Source organism: Bacteroidia bacterium (genome assembly GCA_023228875.1).
In the GTDB taxonomy this organism is placed as follows: domain Bacteria; phylum Bacteroidota; class Bacteroidia; order NS11-12g; family UBA955; genus JALOAG01.
Genome location: JALOAG010000008.1, coordinates 40999 through 55690, shown reverse-complemented (window position 1 = coordinate 55690; position 14692 = coordinate 40999). Strand labels below are relative to the sequence as shown.

The 14692-nt window shown below is 37.1% G+C and carries 11 protein-coding genes and 2 pseudogenes; 5 read left to right on the top strand and 8 right to left on the bottom strand.

The window, feature by feature from the left end:
• Positions 1-22: 22 nt before the first annotated feature.
• The 6 genes from M0R38_08955 to M0R38_08930 form a co-directional block, all read right to left on the bottom strand.
• Positions 23-1777 (bottom strand): 1-deoxy-D-xylulose-5-phosphate synthase, encoded by a 1755-nt coding sequence (locus tag M0R38_08955; protein ID MCK9481870.1) that lies wholly within the window; start codon positions 1775-1777, stop codon positions 23-25.
• A gap of 82 nt (positions 1778-1859) precedes the next feature.
• On the bottom strand, positions 1860-2261 hold the full coding sequence (locus M0R38_08950) for a hypothetical protein (protein ID MCK9481869.1): 402 nt from the start codon (positions 2259-2261) through the stop codon (positions 1860-1862).
• Positions 2262-2322: 61 nt separating this feature from the next.
• Complete coding sequence (rlmD, locus tag M0R38_08945) at positions 2323-3720, bottom strand: 23S rRNA (uracil(1939)-C(5))-methyltransferase RlmD (GenBank protein ID MCK9481868.1); 1398 nt, start codon at positions 3718-3720, stop codon at positions 2323-2325.
• A 12-nt stretch (positions 3721-3732) separates the two neighbouring features.
• Complete coding sequence (locus tag M0R38_08940; GenBank protein MCK9481867.1) at positions 3733-4977, bottom strand: peptidoglycan DD-metalloendopeptidase family protein; 1245 nt, start codon at positions 4975-4977, stop codon at positions 3733-3735.
• The gene (locus M0R38_08935) at positions 4970-5749 is read right to left on the bottom strand and encodes a DUF4292 domain-containing protein (protein MCK9481866.1); all 780 of its coding nucleotides are present in this window, start codon (positions 5747-5749) and stop codon (positions 4970-4972) included. Before M0R38_08935 ends, M0R38_08940 begins: the two co-directional genes overlap by 8 nt.
• Before the next feature lie 233 nt (positions 5750-5982).
• The gene (locus M0R38_08930) at positions 5983-7875 is read right to left on the bottom strand and encodes an amidophosphoribosyltransferase (GenBank protein MCK9481865.1); all 1893 of its coding nucleotides are present in this window, start codon (positions 7873-7875) and stop codon (positions 5983-5985) included.
• A gap of 91 nt (positions 7876-7966) precedes the next feature.
• Between M0R38_08930 and M0R38_08925 the strand changes: the two are divergent.
• The 5 genes and pseudogenes from M0R38_08925 to M0R38_08905 all read left to right on the top strand — a co-directional run bounded on the left by M0R38_08925 (position 7967) and on the right by M0R38_08905 (position 12317).
• A pseudogene (locus tag M0R38_08925) lies at positions 7967-8651 on the top strand (response regulator transcription factor).
• Positions 8648-9082 carry a hypothetical protein gene (locus tag M0R38_08920; protein ID MCK9481864.1) on the top strand — a complete coding sequence of 145 codons (435 nt, stop codon included), beginning with the start codon at positions 8648-8650 and terminating at the stop codon, positions 9080-9082. Before M0R38_08925 ends, M0R38_08920 begins: the two are co-directional and overlap by 4 nt.
• Complete coding sequence (locus M0R38_08915; protein ID MCK9481863.1) at positions 9066-10031, top strand: HAMP domain-containing histidine kinase; 966 nt, start codon at positions 9066-9068, stop codon at positions 10029-10031. The genes M0R38_08920 and M0R38_08915 overlap by 17 nt, the downstream gene beginning before the upstream one ends.
• Before the next feature lie 69 nt (positions 10032-10100).
• Positions 10101-10976 carry a TolC family protein gene (locus M0R38_08910; GenBank protein MCK9481862.1) on the top strand — a complete coding sequence of 292 codons (876 nt, stop codon included), beginning with the start codon at positions 10101-10103 and terminating at the stop codon, positions 10974-10976.
• A gap of 27 nt (positions 10977-11003) precedes the next feature.
• A pseudogene (locus M0R38_08905) lies at positions 11004-12317 on the top strand (efflux RND transporter permease subunit).
• 71 nt (positions 12318-12388) lie between these two features.
• Here M0R38_08905 and M0R38_08900 read toward each other — a convergent pair.
• A complete protein-coding gene (locus M0R38_08900) occupies positions 12389-13690 on the bottom strand; it encodes an insulinase family protein (GenBank protein ID MCK9481861.1) in 1302 nt (433 codons plus the stop codon).
• Positions 13665-14612: a nitronate monooxygenase gene (locus M0R38_08895; GenBank protein ID MCK9481860.1), complete on the bottom strand. Its 948-nt coding sequence runs from the start codon at positions 14610-14612 to the stop codon at positions 13665-13667. Before M0R38_08895 ends, M0R38_08900 begins: the two co-directional genes overlap by 26 nt.
• Positions 14613-14692: the final 80 nt, after the last annotated feature.

The following is a 14692-nucleotide window of genomic DNA, read 5'->3' as shown; positions in this document are numbered from 1 at the left end:
CGTTGCTTTCATTCAAAAATATTTATTGATTTTGTTGCACAAATTTAAGAATGTGCCTGCTCATCTCTTCCACTTTCAGACCATAGTAATCAAATAACAGCTCAGTTTTGCCTTGTGTAACAAACTCATCAGGAATCCCAAAACAGTACATTTTGTTTTCTAAACCATTTTGGTGCAACCATAAACTAACTGCTGAACCGGCACCGCCTACAACAGCACCATCCTCAAATGTACAAAACAATTTGTGGTCAGACAGTAGTCTTGTCAGCATTTCGGTATCCAAGGGTTTGAGAAACTTCATATCAACAATGGTAGGATTTATTCCATTCATTAATAAATTCTCTGCAACCGCATCTACACGGTCGCGAATTGTTCCGAAGGAAAGTAATGCAATATCTTCCCCCTGCCGAACAATCTGCGCTTTACCCAACTCGAAAAGTGCACTATCAAGTTCAGTCTCCTTACCCGTACCGCGCGGATATCGAATAAAGACCGGACCGTGCGAATAAGAGTAAGCAAACTCCATCATTGTTTCCAAATCTTGAACCGAAGATGGAGTACAAATCACGGTATTCGGAATAGCATGTAGCAAACTCAAATCAAAAACACCATGATGAGTAGCACCATCTTCCCCAACCAATCCTGCCCTGTCTATGCAAAAAACAACAGGTAAATGCTGCAAGCAAACATCATGAATGATTTGATCCATTGCTCTTTGCATAAAAGTAGAATAGAGAAAGCAAAATGGTTTTAATCCGCTTGCTGCCATGCCTGCGGAAAACGTTACAGCGTGCTGTTCTGCAATGGCTACGTCAAATACCCTTTCAGGAAACGCTTGCTGCATGAAATGCAAAGAACTACCACTAATCATAGCAGGTGTAACTGCTACTACATCTTGGTGTAATTGCGCAAGTTGAAGCAACTTTTTGCCGGCAACATCTTGGTATTTCATCCCTGCTTTAACCGCATGTTGCCCCAATGGATTAATTTTATCAAATCCGCTGGTAGAGTGCCAACGTGTTTGTTCACGCTCTGCAGGTTCAAACCCTTTGCCTTTCACTGTTTTTACATGCAGCAGAATCGGAATCGTAGTATTTTTTGCTTCTGACAAGACACTGATAAGTTGTGCTAAATTGTGTCCGTCAATCCCGCCTTTGTATGCAAAACCAAGTCGGGTGAACAAATTAGGTTGCCCCTCTTCCAATGACTTTAAATAATTATTGAGTGCACCCGCCACCGGGTCAATTCCTATATGGTTATCATTCAAAATTACAATGACCGGTAATTTCAAAAAGCCAAGATTGTTTAATCCTTCAAACGCTTGTCCGGCAGACAATGCACCATCTCCGATAACGGCAATATGGCAATTTGATTTTCCTAATAATTTGTCTGCTTGTGCCATTCCAACAACCGCGGATATGGATGTGGATGAATGTCCTGTTCCAAAAGCGTCATATTGACTTTCATTCATTTTGGGAAAACCAGAAATACCTTGAAACTGTCTGAGTTGGCTAAAGACTTCTCTTCTTCCTGTAATAATTTTATGAGGATATGCTTGGTGTCCAACATCCCAGACAACCTTATCTTCAGGAGTATTAAACACATAGTGAATAGCTACTGCCAACTCAACTGCACCCAAGTTCGCAGCTAAGTGTCCTCCGGTTTTACTGACTGTATCAATAACAAACCCTCGTAATTCATCAGCATAGCTTTGCAATTCATCTTGGGTTAATTTTTTTAAGTCGGAAGGAGAATTTATCTTTTCAAGCAAACTCATTTGTGGCGGCAAAGATACTAAAGTGTAACTATGGAGACAGACTCAAATTAATGCAATAGTTTTCTTGATTAAAAAAATGGGCTTAACTGCGTCTGACAAAATACATGACTGTGAGAAGATTGTCATCAACAATTTCGCTAAGCACTAACTCATACGCATCAATATTCACAAAATTGAAAGTCTTCTCAAATCCGTTTTCATTGGTCAAAAACACTTGATTCTTTGAACGGCTGTATTGCCATTCACCCAAAATCTTTTGGCTATCCATATAAAGAGTAAAGTGCTGATTGCTTTCTAATAACAGGGTATAATTAAATTCATAAAACTGCTTGGTAACATCTCGTCCTTTTTGATAAACAATATCTAAATTCCACAAGCCGACAAGATCATTCTTTATTCTAATTTCTTTACTACATGATGATACACTCAACATAAGGGAAACAAGTATTATTTTAAATTCCAAAAAAGAAAAAGAGTATCTCATGATTCTCAGTCCAAAGATAATCAAATCAGAGATTACAACATATTATTCAATAAAACTGAAATTATCGCAGCTCTAACATTGCAACATTCTCTATATGTGCTGTATGCGGAAACATATCTACCGCTTGAGACTTAATCACATCATATTTTGTTGACAGCAGGGTCAAATCTCTTGCCTGCGTTGCAGGGTTGCAGCTCACATAAACAATACGCCTCGGGGATGCTGACAATATTGCCTGAATGACATCCGGATGCATTCCGTCTCTGGGTGGGTCGGTGATGATGATATCCGGTACGCCATGGATTTCAAAAAAGGAAGTGTTGAGCAAATCCTTCATATCTCCGGATTGAAAAAACGTATTATCAAGACCATTTGCAATTGCATTGTCTTTTGCATCTGAAACAGCACTCTCAACATATTCCAATCCAATCACTTTTTTTGCCAACTTAGCCACAAATAATGCAATAGTTCCGGTACCTGAATAAAGGTCATAGACAGTATCTTGAGAAGTTATTTGCGCCCAATCCCGCGCAAGTTTGTAAAGATTTAAAGCTTGTTTAAAATTAGTTTGAAAGAAAGAAAAAGGTCGGATTTTAAATACCAAATCCTCCATTCGCTCCTCCATATAACCTTTGCCTCTATACACAATAGGTTCCAGCCCAGTCCAACTGTCATTTCGTTTGTCATTGATTGTATAGAGCCAAGAATTTACCTGCGGAAACTCAGAAGCTAATGTATCAAAAATGAGTGTTATACTTTCCGGTCGCTCATCAAACACAGACAAGATTACCATGTTATCGCCTGTTGATGAAGTTCTGATTAACAAGTTACGCAACCATCCTACTTGTTCTCGCGTTTTCCAAAACTCAAACTCATGCTGTTTTGCAATCGCTTTGATTCTGTTCTGTACTTGGTTCATTAAATCAGATGCAATATGACAGTAACGAATATCCAGCACCTTATCCCACCTGCCTGGCACGTGAAACCCAAGCCCTTTCAAGCCTTTAGGGTTGTTTTTATCAAAATGTTCTTCCCAACATTTATCAGAAAACGTAAATTCAACTTTGTTTCTATATGCAATTAAATCAGGTGCAGCCATAGGTTGTAAAACCTCTGCAATATCTACCTTGCCAATCCTGTTCAAACAGTCTAAAGCCCATTGATTTTTGATTGCAAGTTGCTCTTGATAGCTCACATGTTGCCATTGACATCCTCCACAAGTACCGAAATGCTCGCAAAAAGGCTGTAGCCTGGCACTTCCCGGTGTAATTAATTTATGAATTTCAGCCTCTATAAACTTCCCTTTGACCTTGGTCAAACGTAAATCTACCACATCGCCAACTGCAGCATACTTCACAAAAGCCACCTTCCCATCTAAATGGGCGATTGCCTTGCCTTCTCCACCCGCACGCTCTATGGTTACAGCAGGAACAATGTCGAACTTCTTCTTTTTCACAATTTACCTACCTATTTATCTTTTCATTAACCACTGCTCGGGATTCAGCTTGTCTGTGTTTTTCCAAATTTCAAAATGTAATTCGGTTTTACCGCTATCATCCGTAAAAATAATTCCCAGAGATTCTTTGGTATTCACTTTCTGTCCTTGTTTTACAAAAATCTCATCCAAACGCGCATAAACAGAATAATATTCACCGTGATTGATGAGTATTGCTTTTCCCATACCCGGCACTTGAAAAATTGTAACAACCTCACCTTTGAACACTGCTCTGGCTTTTGTTCCTTTTTGTGTGGCAATATCTACTCCGTTATTTTCGATGTAAATGCCTGCAAGCGTGGGATGTGCATTATTTCCAAACTTTTGGGTTATAAATCCTGTTTCTGTGGGCCATGGCAGTTTTAATCGGTTACCCGCAAACTCATTAGACAAAGCTTGTGCTTCAGGTGTAAGAATATTCACATTGGACTTATTTTCTTCCGTTTTACCTTTCTTCTTATTCTCGGCTTCTCGTTTCTTGCGTGCCTCCTCTATTTCTCGTTGTATCGCAATCTTTATCTGCCTGTCAAGTTCGTTATAAGCGGCTTGTTGCTTTTTTAGTTTTTCGTTGAGTTCTTTTTCTCTATTTGACAAAGATTTTACCATTTCATCCTTTTGAACTTTATCACCTTCCAGTTTGTCTCGCTCCTGAACTCTTTGTCCTAATAAAGATTCTAATTCAATTTTCAGTTTTTCCAGTCGTACAATGGCATCATGTATCTGAACCTTTTTTTCTTCAATTGAGTGAACCAGCCTGTCTTGTTCATTGCTGAACATCTTTAGATATTTCAAACGGGTCAGAGCATTGAAGAACCCTGTTGATGAAAAAATAAAAGCAACTTCATTGTATGTGCCGCGTGTTTTATAAGTATTTACAATGAGTTTCGCATAATTACCTTTTTCAGCTTCTAATCTACTTTCCAGAACAATTAATTCTTCCTTTTGAATTTCAAGCTCATTAGCAACTTCATCTACTTGTTGTGATAACGTATAAATGAGTTTTTCTCTTGCTTTGATAAGATTTTTGATAGCCATTAAGGCGTGCAGATTATCTGTTTTTTGTTTGCCGGTTTGCAAAAGAATTTTCTTTGTTAAATCAATTTCTTTTTGAGCCGCAATTTTCTTTCTTTCAAGCGTTTTCCTATCTTGAGCTTGGGCTGTATTAATGACAAATACTGCAACAAACACAAGCAAAATATACTTAAGGAAGAAATTATTCATTGTTTGTAGGTTTAGAGAATGGGAATGTTAAATTATTCGGGAACTCCGGTGATTGAAAGTCAATATTTACTGAAATCGGCTGACTCTCCGGTGAGTATTCGATTTTGAAAGAACACTTAGCTGGCACATCCTTAAGATTGGTTTTCTGTGTGCCTTGGTAAGTAATGGTAGCCTTGTTATACACTGTTAAACTACGTATAACGGCATCTATGGGTACAATGTTTTTAAAATAATATCGATGCGTAACTTCGATTGAATCTTTACGCCCCTTTAGGTAAAATATACCTTCATCCGGTGAGTCGCTCCAACGATATTGGCGCGGTTCTAAAATTGTATTTCCAAGTAATAAATTTTGTAATTGAGTCAATGAAACAGAAGTACCAATATAATTACCTAACACATCAATACTATTTGCCTCTATATGCTTTTGCGGCATTTTTTGCATAATAAAAAAAGAATCCTGTGTAATAAGCACTCGAGCAGCCTCAAATCCCAATACAGACACAGACATCCAAATCAAACTATCGCGTTTCATACGCAATGAGGCATTGGCTGTCATACTTGAGCCACCATCAATATATTCTACCTTAAGTTTACTTGAAAACAATGTCCATCCTGATGCTTTTGCTTGCAATACTTTCACATAGTTATCCGCAGTAATAATAGACAAATCTTCGGAAACTATTTGCTTTCGATTTTTACAAGCACTCCATGAAATCGCTACAACAGCAAATACTAAACAGATCGCACTTGGTTTTAAGATATTCCGCATTAAATAAGTTTAACGTGGTAAACAGGGTTAGAATTGTTACTCAATGACATTCGCACCCTCAACACCCTGCGAAGTAATGGCAACAGTATATAAACTTAACATTAGTTTCATCCACATTTCCACTAAAAACAAACCAAACATTCTATTTATTAGCCACCTTCACAAACACACATGAACAAACTGGAGGGATATTTCTTTTTCGACAACGAAAATGCAACCATTGAACATTGCGCTTAATAAGCTCTGGCTGGATTTTTTTCGTAAAAATAGCAGAAGGAGCGGTTTGCAACCCTATTACCTCCCGGAGTAGGATAATCGCCTGAGAAATACCAATCACCCAAATTATCTGGACATGCTTTATGCAATCCCTCTATTGACTGAAACACAAACTCAACTTCAGATGAATAATCTTTTGGAGTAAGCAGTTGTGCAATTTTTGCAACAATTTCTTCTTCACTCACCAACGCATATAAGTCTTTTAATCTATTCTGAATTTGATGTAAAGGTTTTTCGTTTTCTGCTTTACAGTTCTGATAAATTTCATCCAATTTGTGTGTCATTTTCTTATCTTTTAACACTTCCAATACTGCATTAAATGCCACAAACTCTTTCATACGGCTCATGTCAATACCGTAACAATCAGGATAGCGGATTTGTGGGCAAGAAGACACAACAATCACCTTCTTAGGATTCAATCTGCCTAAAATACTTAAAATACTATCGCGCATGGTGGTCCCTCTAACAATAGAATCATCTACAATGACAAGGTTATCCACTTGGGGTCTTATGGAGTTATAAGTAATATCATAAACTGAGCCTACCAAGTTTCCACGATCTTTTTCAGTTGTAATGAATGTGCGAATCTTGGTGTCTTTTATAAGCACTTTTTCTCTTCTGACATTGTTTCTAAAAACATTTTTAAGATATTCTTTAGTCAGCGTTTCCTTATTCTTTAGAATTTCTTCAATTTCCAGTTCCTTTCTACACTCATTAATACCGTCAATTAAGCCATAAAAACAAGTAGCAGCCGTATTGGGCACATAAGAAACAACAGTATTTTCAAAATCATAATTCAGCTTTTTCAATATTTCGGGTGCTAACAGCTGCCCCAACATTCTCCGCTCTTTATAGATATCGCGGTCATTTCCTCTGGAGAAGTATATTCTTTCAAATGAACAGCTTTTCTTTTCACCGGCAGGAATAATTTCATCAATCATCCAACTTTTGTCTGCTTTGATAATTAATGCATGACCCGGTTCCAGCTCTTGCACATCATCCGGTTGAAGATTAAAAACGGTGCAAATTGCAGCTCTTTCTGAGGCTCCTACAATAAATTCATCATTTGCATAATAGTAAGACGGTCTGATACCATTCGGGTCTCTAATAATGAATGAATCTCCATGACCTACAATCCCCACAAGGTTGTATGCCCCATCAAAATCTTTGACACTTCTTTTCAGAATCTTGACAAGGTTCAGTTCTTGTTTAATCTTCTCCGTAATTTCAACATTAGTTAAACCTAAGTCCTTGTACTTTCTAAAAATCTCTTGATTTTCTTCATCCAAAAAATGTCCGATTTTTTCCAAAATGGTAACATTGTCGCTCATCTCCTTAGGCTGTTGTCCCAACTGAATCAAAGTCTCAAACAATTCATCCACATTAGTCAAATTGTGATTACCTGCCATCATGAGATTACGACTCATCCAGTTATTTTGTCTCAAGAAGGGATGCAAGTTCTCTATATTATTCCCCCCGCTTGTACCATAACGCAAATGACCAAGCAACACTTCTCCGGCATAAGGGAAATTTACCTTTAGCCAATCAATATCTTCTTGTTTATCCGCAGGAAAAGCCTTGTACTGTTCATGTATTTGTTCAAATATTTCTGCGACAGCTCCCTTAGAAATAGAGCGTTTACGTGCTAAATATCTATTACCAAATTCCGGATTGAGCTTTACGACCCCCAATCCTGCACCATCTTGACCGCGATTGAGTTGTTTAACCATTAAGAGTCTCATTCGAGACAAGCCCCATAATGGCTCATTGTATTTTTCTTTATAGTATTCAAGAGGTTTAAGCAGTCGAATGAATGCAATACCACATTCGTGTTTGATAGAATCGCTCATGTTGAAATTTGAAATCGCAAAATTAATTGATTATTGAGTAAATTCCTGACAATATCGGATTATCCAAGAATAACTTTCTACTTTTGCAACTATGAAGGTCTTGATTGTCGAAGACGACCCAACTCATGAGAAATATTTGCGAGGCACTAACAGCAGATGGAGCCTATCCTACTAGCGTTTACGATGGTTTACTTGCAGAAAAAATCTTAAAAAGAGAAAATTTTGATTGTGTTGTATTGGACATTAACCTGCCTGGTATGAACGGCTATACTCTTTGTCAAAATTTCAGAACATTTGATACCACCACACCTGTATTAATGCTTACGGCATTTAGCGAATTAGAGGATAAAATCAAAGGCTTTGACTGTGGTGCAGATGACTATCTCACAAAACCATTCTTTATGAGAGAGTTGATAATACGCATCAATGCCTTATCAAAACGAGCAGGATTAGCACCAACAGCGCAATCAGAAAAAGCATTGCTTATTGTTGGAGATATTTCAATCAATACTTTATCTAAAACCGTGTCCAGACAAGGAAATGAAATCAATTTAACACCAAGAGAATATCAAATACTTCTTAGGTTAAGCAGAACTACGGGAGAGCTTGTGTCAAAAGCTGAATTAATAAAAGAAATCTGGGGGCGCTCCTTTGATGCAAATACAAATACAATAGAGGTTTACATTAACTTTCTTAGAAACAAGATAGACAAACCTTTTAACAAAAAAAGCATAAAGACTAAGGTGGGATATGGCTACTACATTGAGGTGCAATGAAAATCAGAAATAAAATACTCATTTACTTTTCAACTACCATCATCATTTTAGCGGCTCTTACCCTCTCAGCCATTTACATTCTCTTTGCAGAATACCGAGAAGAGGAATTTCAAGAGAGGATGAACGAAAAAGTAAATTATTCTATCGAGCTAATCGGAGATTACCAAGTACGCAATAGAGAACTATTGGATTTGATTGACAAACAAAATATCCACGACTTTTATGATGAAAAACTTTTGGTATTTGATAGCAAAAAGAAGCTAGTTTTTTCAAGCATAAATGACCTGCCTATCAAGAGTGCAAACGAAATTACGAATCAACTCTCACCATCAAATCGCTGGATTGAGACCAAGGACGGGGATTATGACTTGATTGGAGTTTATATAGAAAAAAAACAAAGAAGCATTTTATGCAGTGCTAAAAGCGTATGATGAATTTGGTTACTCAAAACTGCAATATTTGCGGAATGTGCTGATTATTATTTTTATTGTAATAGCCGGAATCATGATTCTAGGTTCCTTGTTTCTCGCCAATATAATTTCAAAACCAATAACTGCATTGGCTGACCAAATGAAAAAAATCAATATTAATAAAACTCACTTTGAATTAAGCAATACCAGAACAACATCAACAGAAATCGATTACCTACAAGAACAATTTAAGGAATTGCTCACTCGCACCCATGAATCTTTCGTTTTTCAGAAAAATGCGGTTCAACATATTTCACATGAGTTAAAGACACCCATTGCAGTCTTAGTATCTGAACTAGAACGCATCAAAAATATCAGTTCAGATGTGAAACTACATGAACAACTTGGCGAACAAGTATGTCGAGCTAAATCGCTAGGTGATATTATTAACACATTACTTGAAATATCAAAAGTGGAGGCAGGGCAAGCCACAATTCAAAAAGATGTCAGAATGGATGAGTGCTTATTCGACATAATGGATGAGTTGAAAGTCTTATATACTGATTTTAGTTTCGAACTTCAATACAAACCTGACTCTTTTAAAGAATCAGACCTCATTATCAAGGCAAATGAGCAATTGCTTAAGCAAGCATTGTTGAATATACTGTTAAATGCTATTCGATATTCTAACAACAAAAAAGCACAGATTACCATTGACTGCACAAATTATCACTCACTGAAAATTGACATTACAAACTCCGGCAAAACGCTGGCACCGGAAGAAGTAAAGTTTCTTTTCCAACATTTTTTCAGAGGAGCAAACAGCAAACAACATAGCGGGTTTGGATTAGGGCTGGTATTATCCCAAAAAATAATTATCCTCCACAATGGGAATATCTCTTATGCTGCACCTACTCCTGGGCTCAATGTTTTTTCGATTGAATTTGAAAAACAAAATCATACGCTTTAAACACTAAGACAAAATTTAATCACTTTAAGGTTATTTTAAGGTAGTAGTAGGAAACTTTGCACTTTGAATATGAGTGCAATACAGCAATTTTTTAAGCATACCCTGCTTATCATCATTTCTATTATTTCCATTACAAAAACAAACGCAAATGATACCCTGACTCTCACATATAATCAATGCGAAGCCAAGTTTATAAACGAGAATCTGCTGTTAATGGCACATCAATTCGAGATTTCCAAAGCAGAAGCGGATTTGATTCAAGCGAAGTTATGGCCCAACCCTTTGCTGAGTATTGAAGATGTAAATCTCTGGAATCCAGAAGCCAAACAAAGGGCTGTTTTTGCTCAAGAGCTTCCATCATGGGGTAAGGGGCATGTGGGAAAATATCAAAATGCGAGTCTATCTTTTGAACAACTCATTATAACTGCCGGAAAAAGATGGAAAAACATGGCTATGGAGGAAGCAAAGCTGAATAAAACAAAAGAAGGATTTGCAGACCTGATACGTTCGCTAAAGTTACAATTTCGAAAACTACTTTATTCTCAAACATATCTTGAGCGTATGGTCGATATTTATCAGAATCAAATAGTTGAAATAAAAAAACTCACCGATGCCTACCACCAACAAGCCAAAGTATTAAAAGCGAGAGTAGTGCTACCTAACATTGATATGAAACTAAAGCCGGGAATGATGATTGAGGCAATTGCTTTTAACAAAGTAAACACAGAAAAACTCTGTATTCCGAGTGATGCTATTGTGTTTGATGACAACCAAAGTTTCGTGGTAGTGTATCGCTCACAAACAGATATTGAAATTAGAAAAATTGAAACTCTATCTCAATATAGCGGAACAACCTTTATTGCACATGGATTACAAGAAGGTGAAAAGGTAATTACCCGTAATCAGTTATTGGTTTATGAAGAAATAAAAAACTTTTTGCATTAATTAACTAGAAGTAATTACCAATTGAATATGAAAAGATTAGTGCTAAAAATAGTTGCCTTTTCTCTCAAGAATCATATTATAATATTCTTTTTAACAGCATTATTACTAGTTGCAGGGATAGTCAGTTATATACATACCCCAATAGAAGCATTTCCTGATGTTACCAATGTTCGCGCAAGAATTATTACACAATGGCCTGGAAGAAGTGCAGAAGAGGTTGAGAAATTTGTAACCCTCCCTATCACTCAAGCAGTCAGCACTATACCAAAGAAATCTAACGTTCGCTCAATTTCATTATTTGGTCTATCTATAGTTTCGGTAATCTTTGACGATGATGTTTCAGACTTCTATGCTCAGCAATACACTTCTAATCGTTTGCATGGGATACCCCTACCAGAAGGTGTACAAACGAGCATTGAACCACCAAGTGGGGCAACAGGAGAAATTTTTCGTTATGTTATCAAAAGTAAAAAACCAATCAAAGAACTAACAGCTATTCAAGATTGGGTTATTGAGAGGGAACTGACTGCGGTGCCTGGCGTGGCAGATGTGGTGAGTTTTGGAGGAGAAGAAAAAATCTATGAAATCAAGATTAATCCAACAGAACTAGCAAATTACAACCTCTCACCTTTAGAAGCATTTGAAGCTGTTTCAAAAAGCAATGTCAATGTAGGTGGTGATGTTATTGAAAAAGGCGACCAAGCATATGTTGTCAGAGGAGTTGGCTTGCTAGAAAGCGTTGCTGACATTGAGAATATTGTAATCCAGATAAGAGGAACTACACCAATATTAGTAAAACATATTGCAGAAGTGAAAGTTACAGCCAAACCCCGTTTAGGTATTGTAGGACTGCAAGACGAAGATGATTTGATAGAAGGAATTGTTATTATGTTAAGGGGAGAAAACCCAAATGAAGTAATCGCTAGGGTTAAAGACAAAATCCATGAATTAAATAACAGAATTTTACCAAAAGATGTCAATATTGAACCCTTTATAGATAGAACAGAATTAGTCGGAACCACTGTAAAGACAGTTAGTGAAAACTTAATCACCGGAATCGAATTGGTTTCACTCATTGTATTCATATTCTTATTCAACTGGCGCACCACCCTGATTGTAGCAACAGTCATCCCGCTTGCATTCTTATTTGCCTTAGTAATGCTGAGAATCCAAGGGTTGCCGGCAAACCTTATTTCTATGGGTACCTTAGACTTCGGACTCTTATTAGAAGGAACATTAGTCATTGTGAAATCCATTTTTGTTGTGCTACAGAAACAATATCACAAAGTAGGTAAAGAACGCTTCAACAAGATGAGTAAAATGGGATTAATTAAGAAAAGTTCTGCCACAAGTATTTTATTGGATTTATAGAAAATCCGAAACAAATAATGAATGAAAATATCTCAAACTATTTAGTCTTTGGACGGAATATAGGACAGCAAACTTAACTTGTCTTTTTCGAATAACCTGTTTGCTACCTCTAACAATTGCACTGCCGTAATAGAATTGACATATTCAAGAATTTCTCTCAGGGTAAGCACTTTTTCTCCTTGTGCCCACTGCCTGCCCATTGCAATAACGGATGAAAGTTTATTTTCTTCGGCAAGCATGATTTGACCGGTAAATTGATTGAGTGCATTGTGCATTTGAAGTGCTCCTAATTTCTTGTTTTTTAATTTCTCAAGTTCCTTATGAATGAGCGCAATTGTCTTTTTATGATGAGCATTATCAGTACCTGCAAAACAATGGAAGAATCCAGTATCGGTAAAATGAGTTGTACCTGCTTCAATATTATAAGTAAACCCATATTTCTCTCTGATTGCTAAACTTAAACGTGAATTAAGCGCAGGTCCACCTAAAATATTGAGAAGCAATGTTTCCTTTAATCTATCAGGTGAATTCGATTGAGACGCTTGTCCGCCAATTACCACATAACTTTGAACATGGTCTGTTTCTTTAATCACTGTTTGCACATTAAAATCTTGATTCTTTTTTCTAATGGGATTAAATCCTGATTTATTGTCGGATTTTAAAGGCGGTTGGAGTGCATATTTTTCAATCTTTCTAAATATCTTTTCTGAAGGCAAATCTGAAACCACCACAAAAACCATATTTTCAGGTTTATAATAAACCGAAGTAAAGTCACGCAATGTTTTTGAAGTAATGGTATCTAAGCTCTTTTCAGTGCCTAAAATATTCCCTGCAAGTGGATTATCTTTGAATATGAGTTCTTGAAATTCATCAAAGATATTGTCATCAGGAGAATCTTCATACATTCTGATTTCATCCTTGATGACTTTGCGCTCTTTTGCCAACTCTTTGACAGGAAAAGTTGAATGGTAAGCAACGTCAAAAAGCAGTTCCACGGCTCTATCTAAGAATACTTCATAAACAGTAGAATAAAGTACAGTAACTTCTTTGGTTGTATATGCATTGATTTCCCCACCAACAGAATCAATGCGATTAAGAATATGAAAAGATTTTCGCTTTTGTGTGCCTTTAAAAAGCATGTGTTCCATACAATGCGCAGCACCCATATACCCATCATCATCACGAGAGCCGGCATTGATTACTAGTCCACAGTGTGCCACATGAGAATGTGCCACTTTTTTGTATAATACCTTTAGTCCATTTGAGAGTGTTTTGAAAATCAAACTTTCACCCAACACCTCTATCCTACTCGCTTTATTAAAAAGTTTTTGACTGTAATTCACCTATTGCGTTATTATATTCTCTCACAAAAGATTGCATAATAGTTTCAACAGATTCAATACTGTCAAAATAGGCAGCAATCTGTCCAATCTCAAGTTCTCCTTCTTCTAAATCTCCTTCAAACATACCTTTCTTTGCTCTGCCTCTACCCAGCAATTCTGCCAGTTGTTCTTGTGTTGCACCATTTCTATACGCTTCTTGTACACGATCAAAAAAGCCGTTATGCAACAATCTTACAGGAATCAATTCCTTCAATGTCAATGTTGTATCCCCGTCACTTGATGCAACAATTCTTTCTTTAAAATTGATATGAGAAGAAGATTCTACACTTGCAGCAAACCGCGAACCTACCTGCACACCATCTGCGCCAAGAGCCATAGCAGCAGCCATTGCCCTACCGCTTCCAATACCACCGGCTGCTATCACCGGAAGCGAACATACTTTCTTTACTAAAGGAATCAGCACCATTGTAGTGGTTTCCTCCCTACCATTGTGTCCGCCTGCTTCAAACCCTTCTGCCACAATTGCATCTACTCCACATTGCTCACTTTTCTGAGCAAACTTTGTATTCGCTACAACATGCACTACTTTGATACCATGTTCTTTTAACAAGGGAGTCCATTTGCCCGGGTTGCCTGCTGAGCTAAAAACAACTTGAATTTTTTCTCTTATAATGATATCAATATGTTCGTCCACTTGAGGATAAATCAAGGGCAAATTGACACCAAATGGCTTGTCCGTTGCTTTTTTACATTTTTGAATATGTTCTTCTAAAATATGAGGGTACATTGACCCGGCACCGATTAACCCAAGCCCTCCATGATTACTTACTGCCGAAGCCAATCTCCAACCGCTGTTCCATATCATCCCCCCTTGAACTATCGGATATTTGATGCCAAAAAGTGCTGTGATTTTATTTTGCATGTTGAATCCTGCAAAGCTATAATAAAAACGATAGTACCCACTCCTTCACCAATCCTTAATAACTAAAACTACTTGCGTCT

Bases quoted from the DNA above. Each gene is read 5' to 3' on its own strand.
- M0R38_08955 (MCK9481870.1), bottom strand. From the start codon at position 1,777: ATGAGTTTGCTTGAAAAGATAAATTCTCCTTCCGACTTAAAAAAATTA.
- M0R38_08950 (MCK9481869.1), bottom strand. From the start codon at position 2,261: ATGAGATACTCTTTTTCTTTTTTGGAATTTAAAATAATACTTGTTTCC.
- M0R38_08940 (MCK9481867.1), bottom strand. From the start codon at position 4,977: ATGAATAATTTCTTCCTTAAGTATATTTTGCTTGTGTTTGTTGCAGTA.
- M0R38_08935 (MCK9481866.1), bottom strand. From the start codon at position 5,749: ATGCGGAATATCTTAAAACCAAGTGCGATCTGTTTAGTATTTGCTGTT.
- M0R38_08930 (MCK9481865.1), bottom strand. From the start codon at position 7,875: ATGAGCGATTCTATCAAACACGAATGTGGTATTGCATTCATTCGACTG.
- M0R38_08920 (MCK9481864.1), top strand. From the start codon at position 8,648: ATGAAAATCAGAAATAAAATACTCATTTACTTTTCAACTACCATCATC.
- M0R38_08910 (MCK9481862.1), top strand. From the start codon at position 10,101: ATGAGTGCAATACAGCAATTTTTTAAGCATACCCTGCTTATCATCATT.
- M0R38_08895 (MCK9481860.1), bottom strand. From the start codon at position 14,612: ATGCAAAATAAAATCACAGCACTTTTTGGCATCAAATATCCGATAGTT.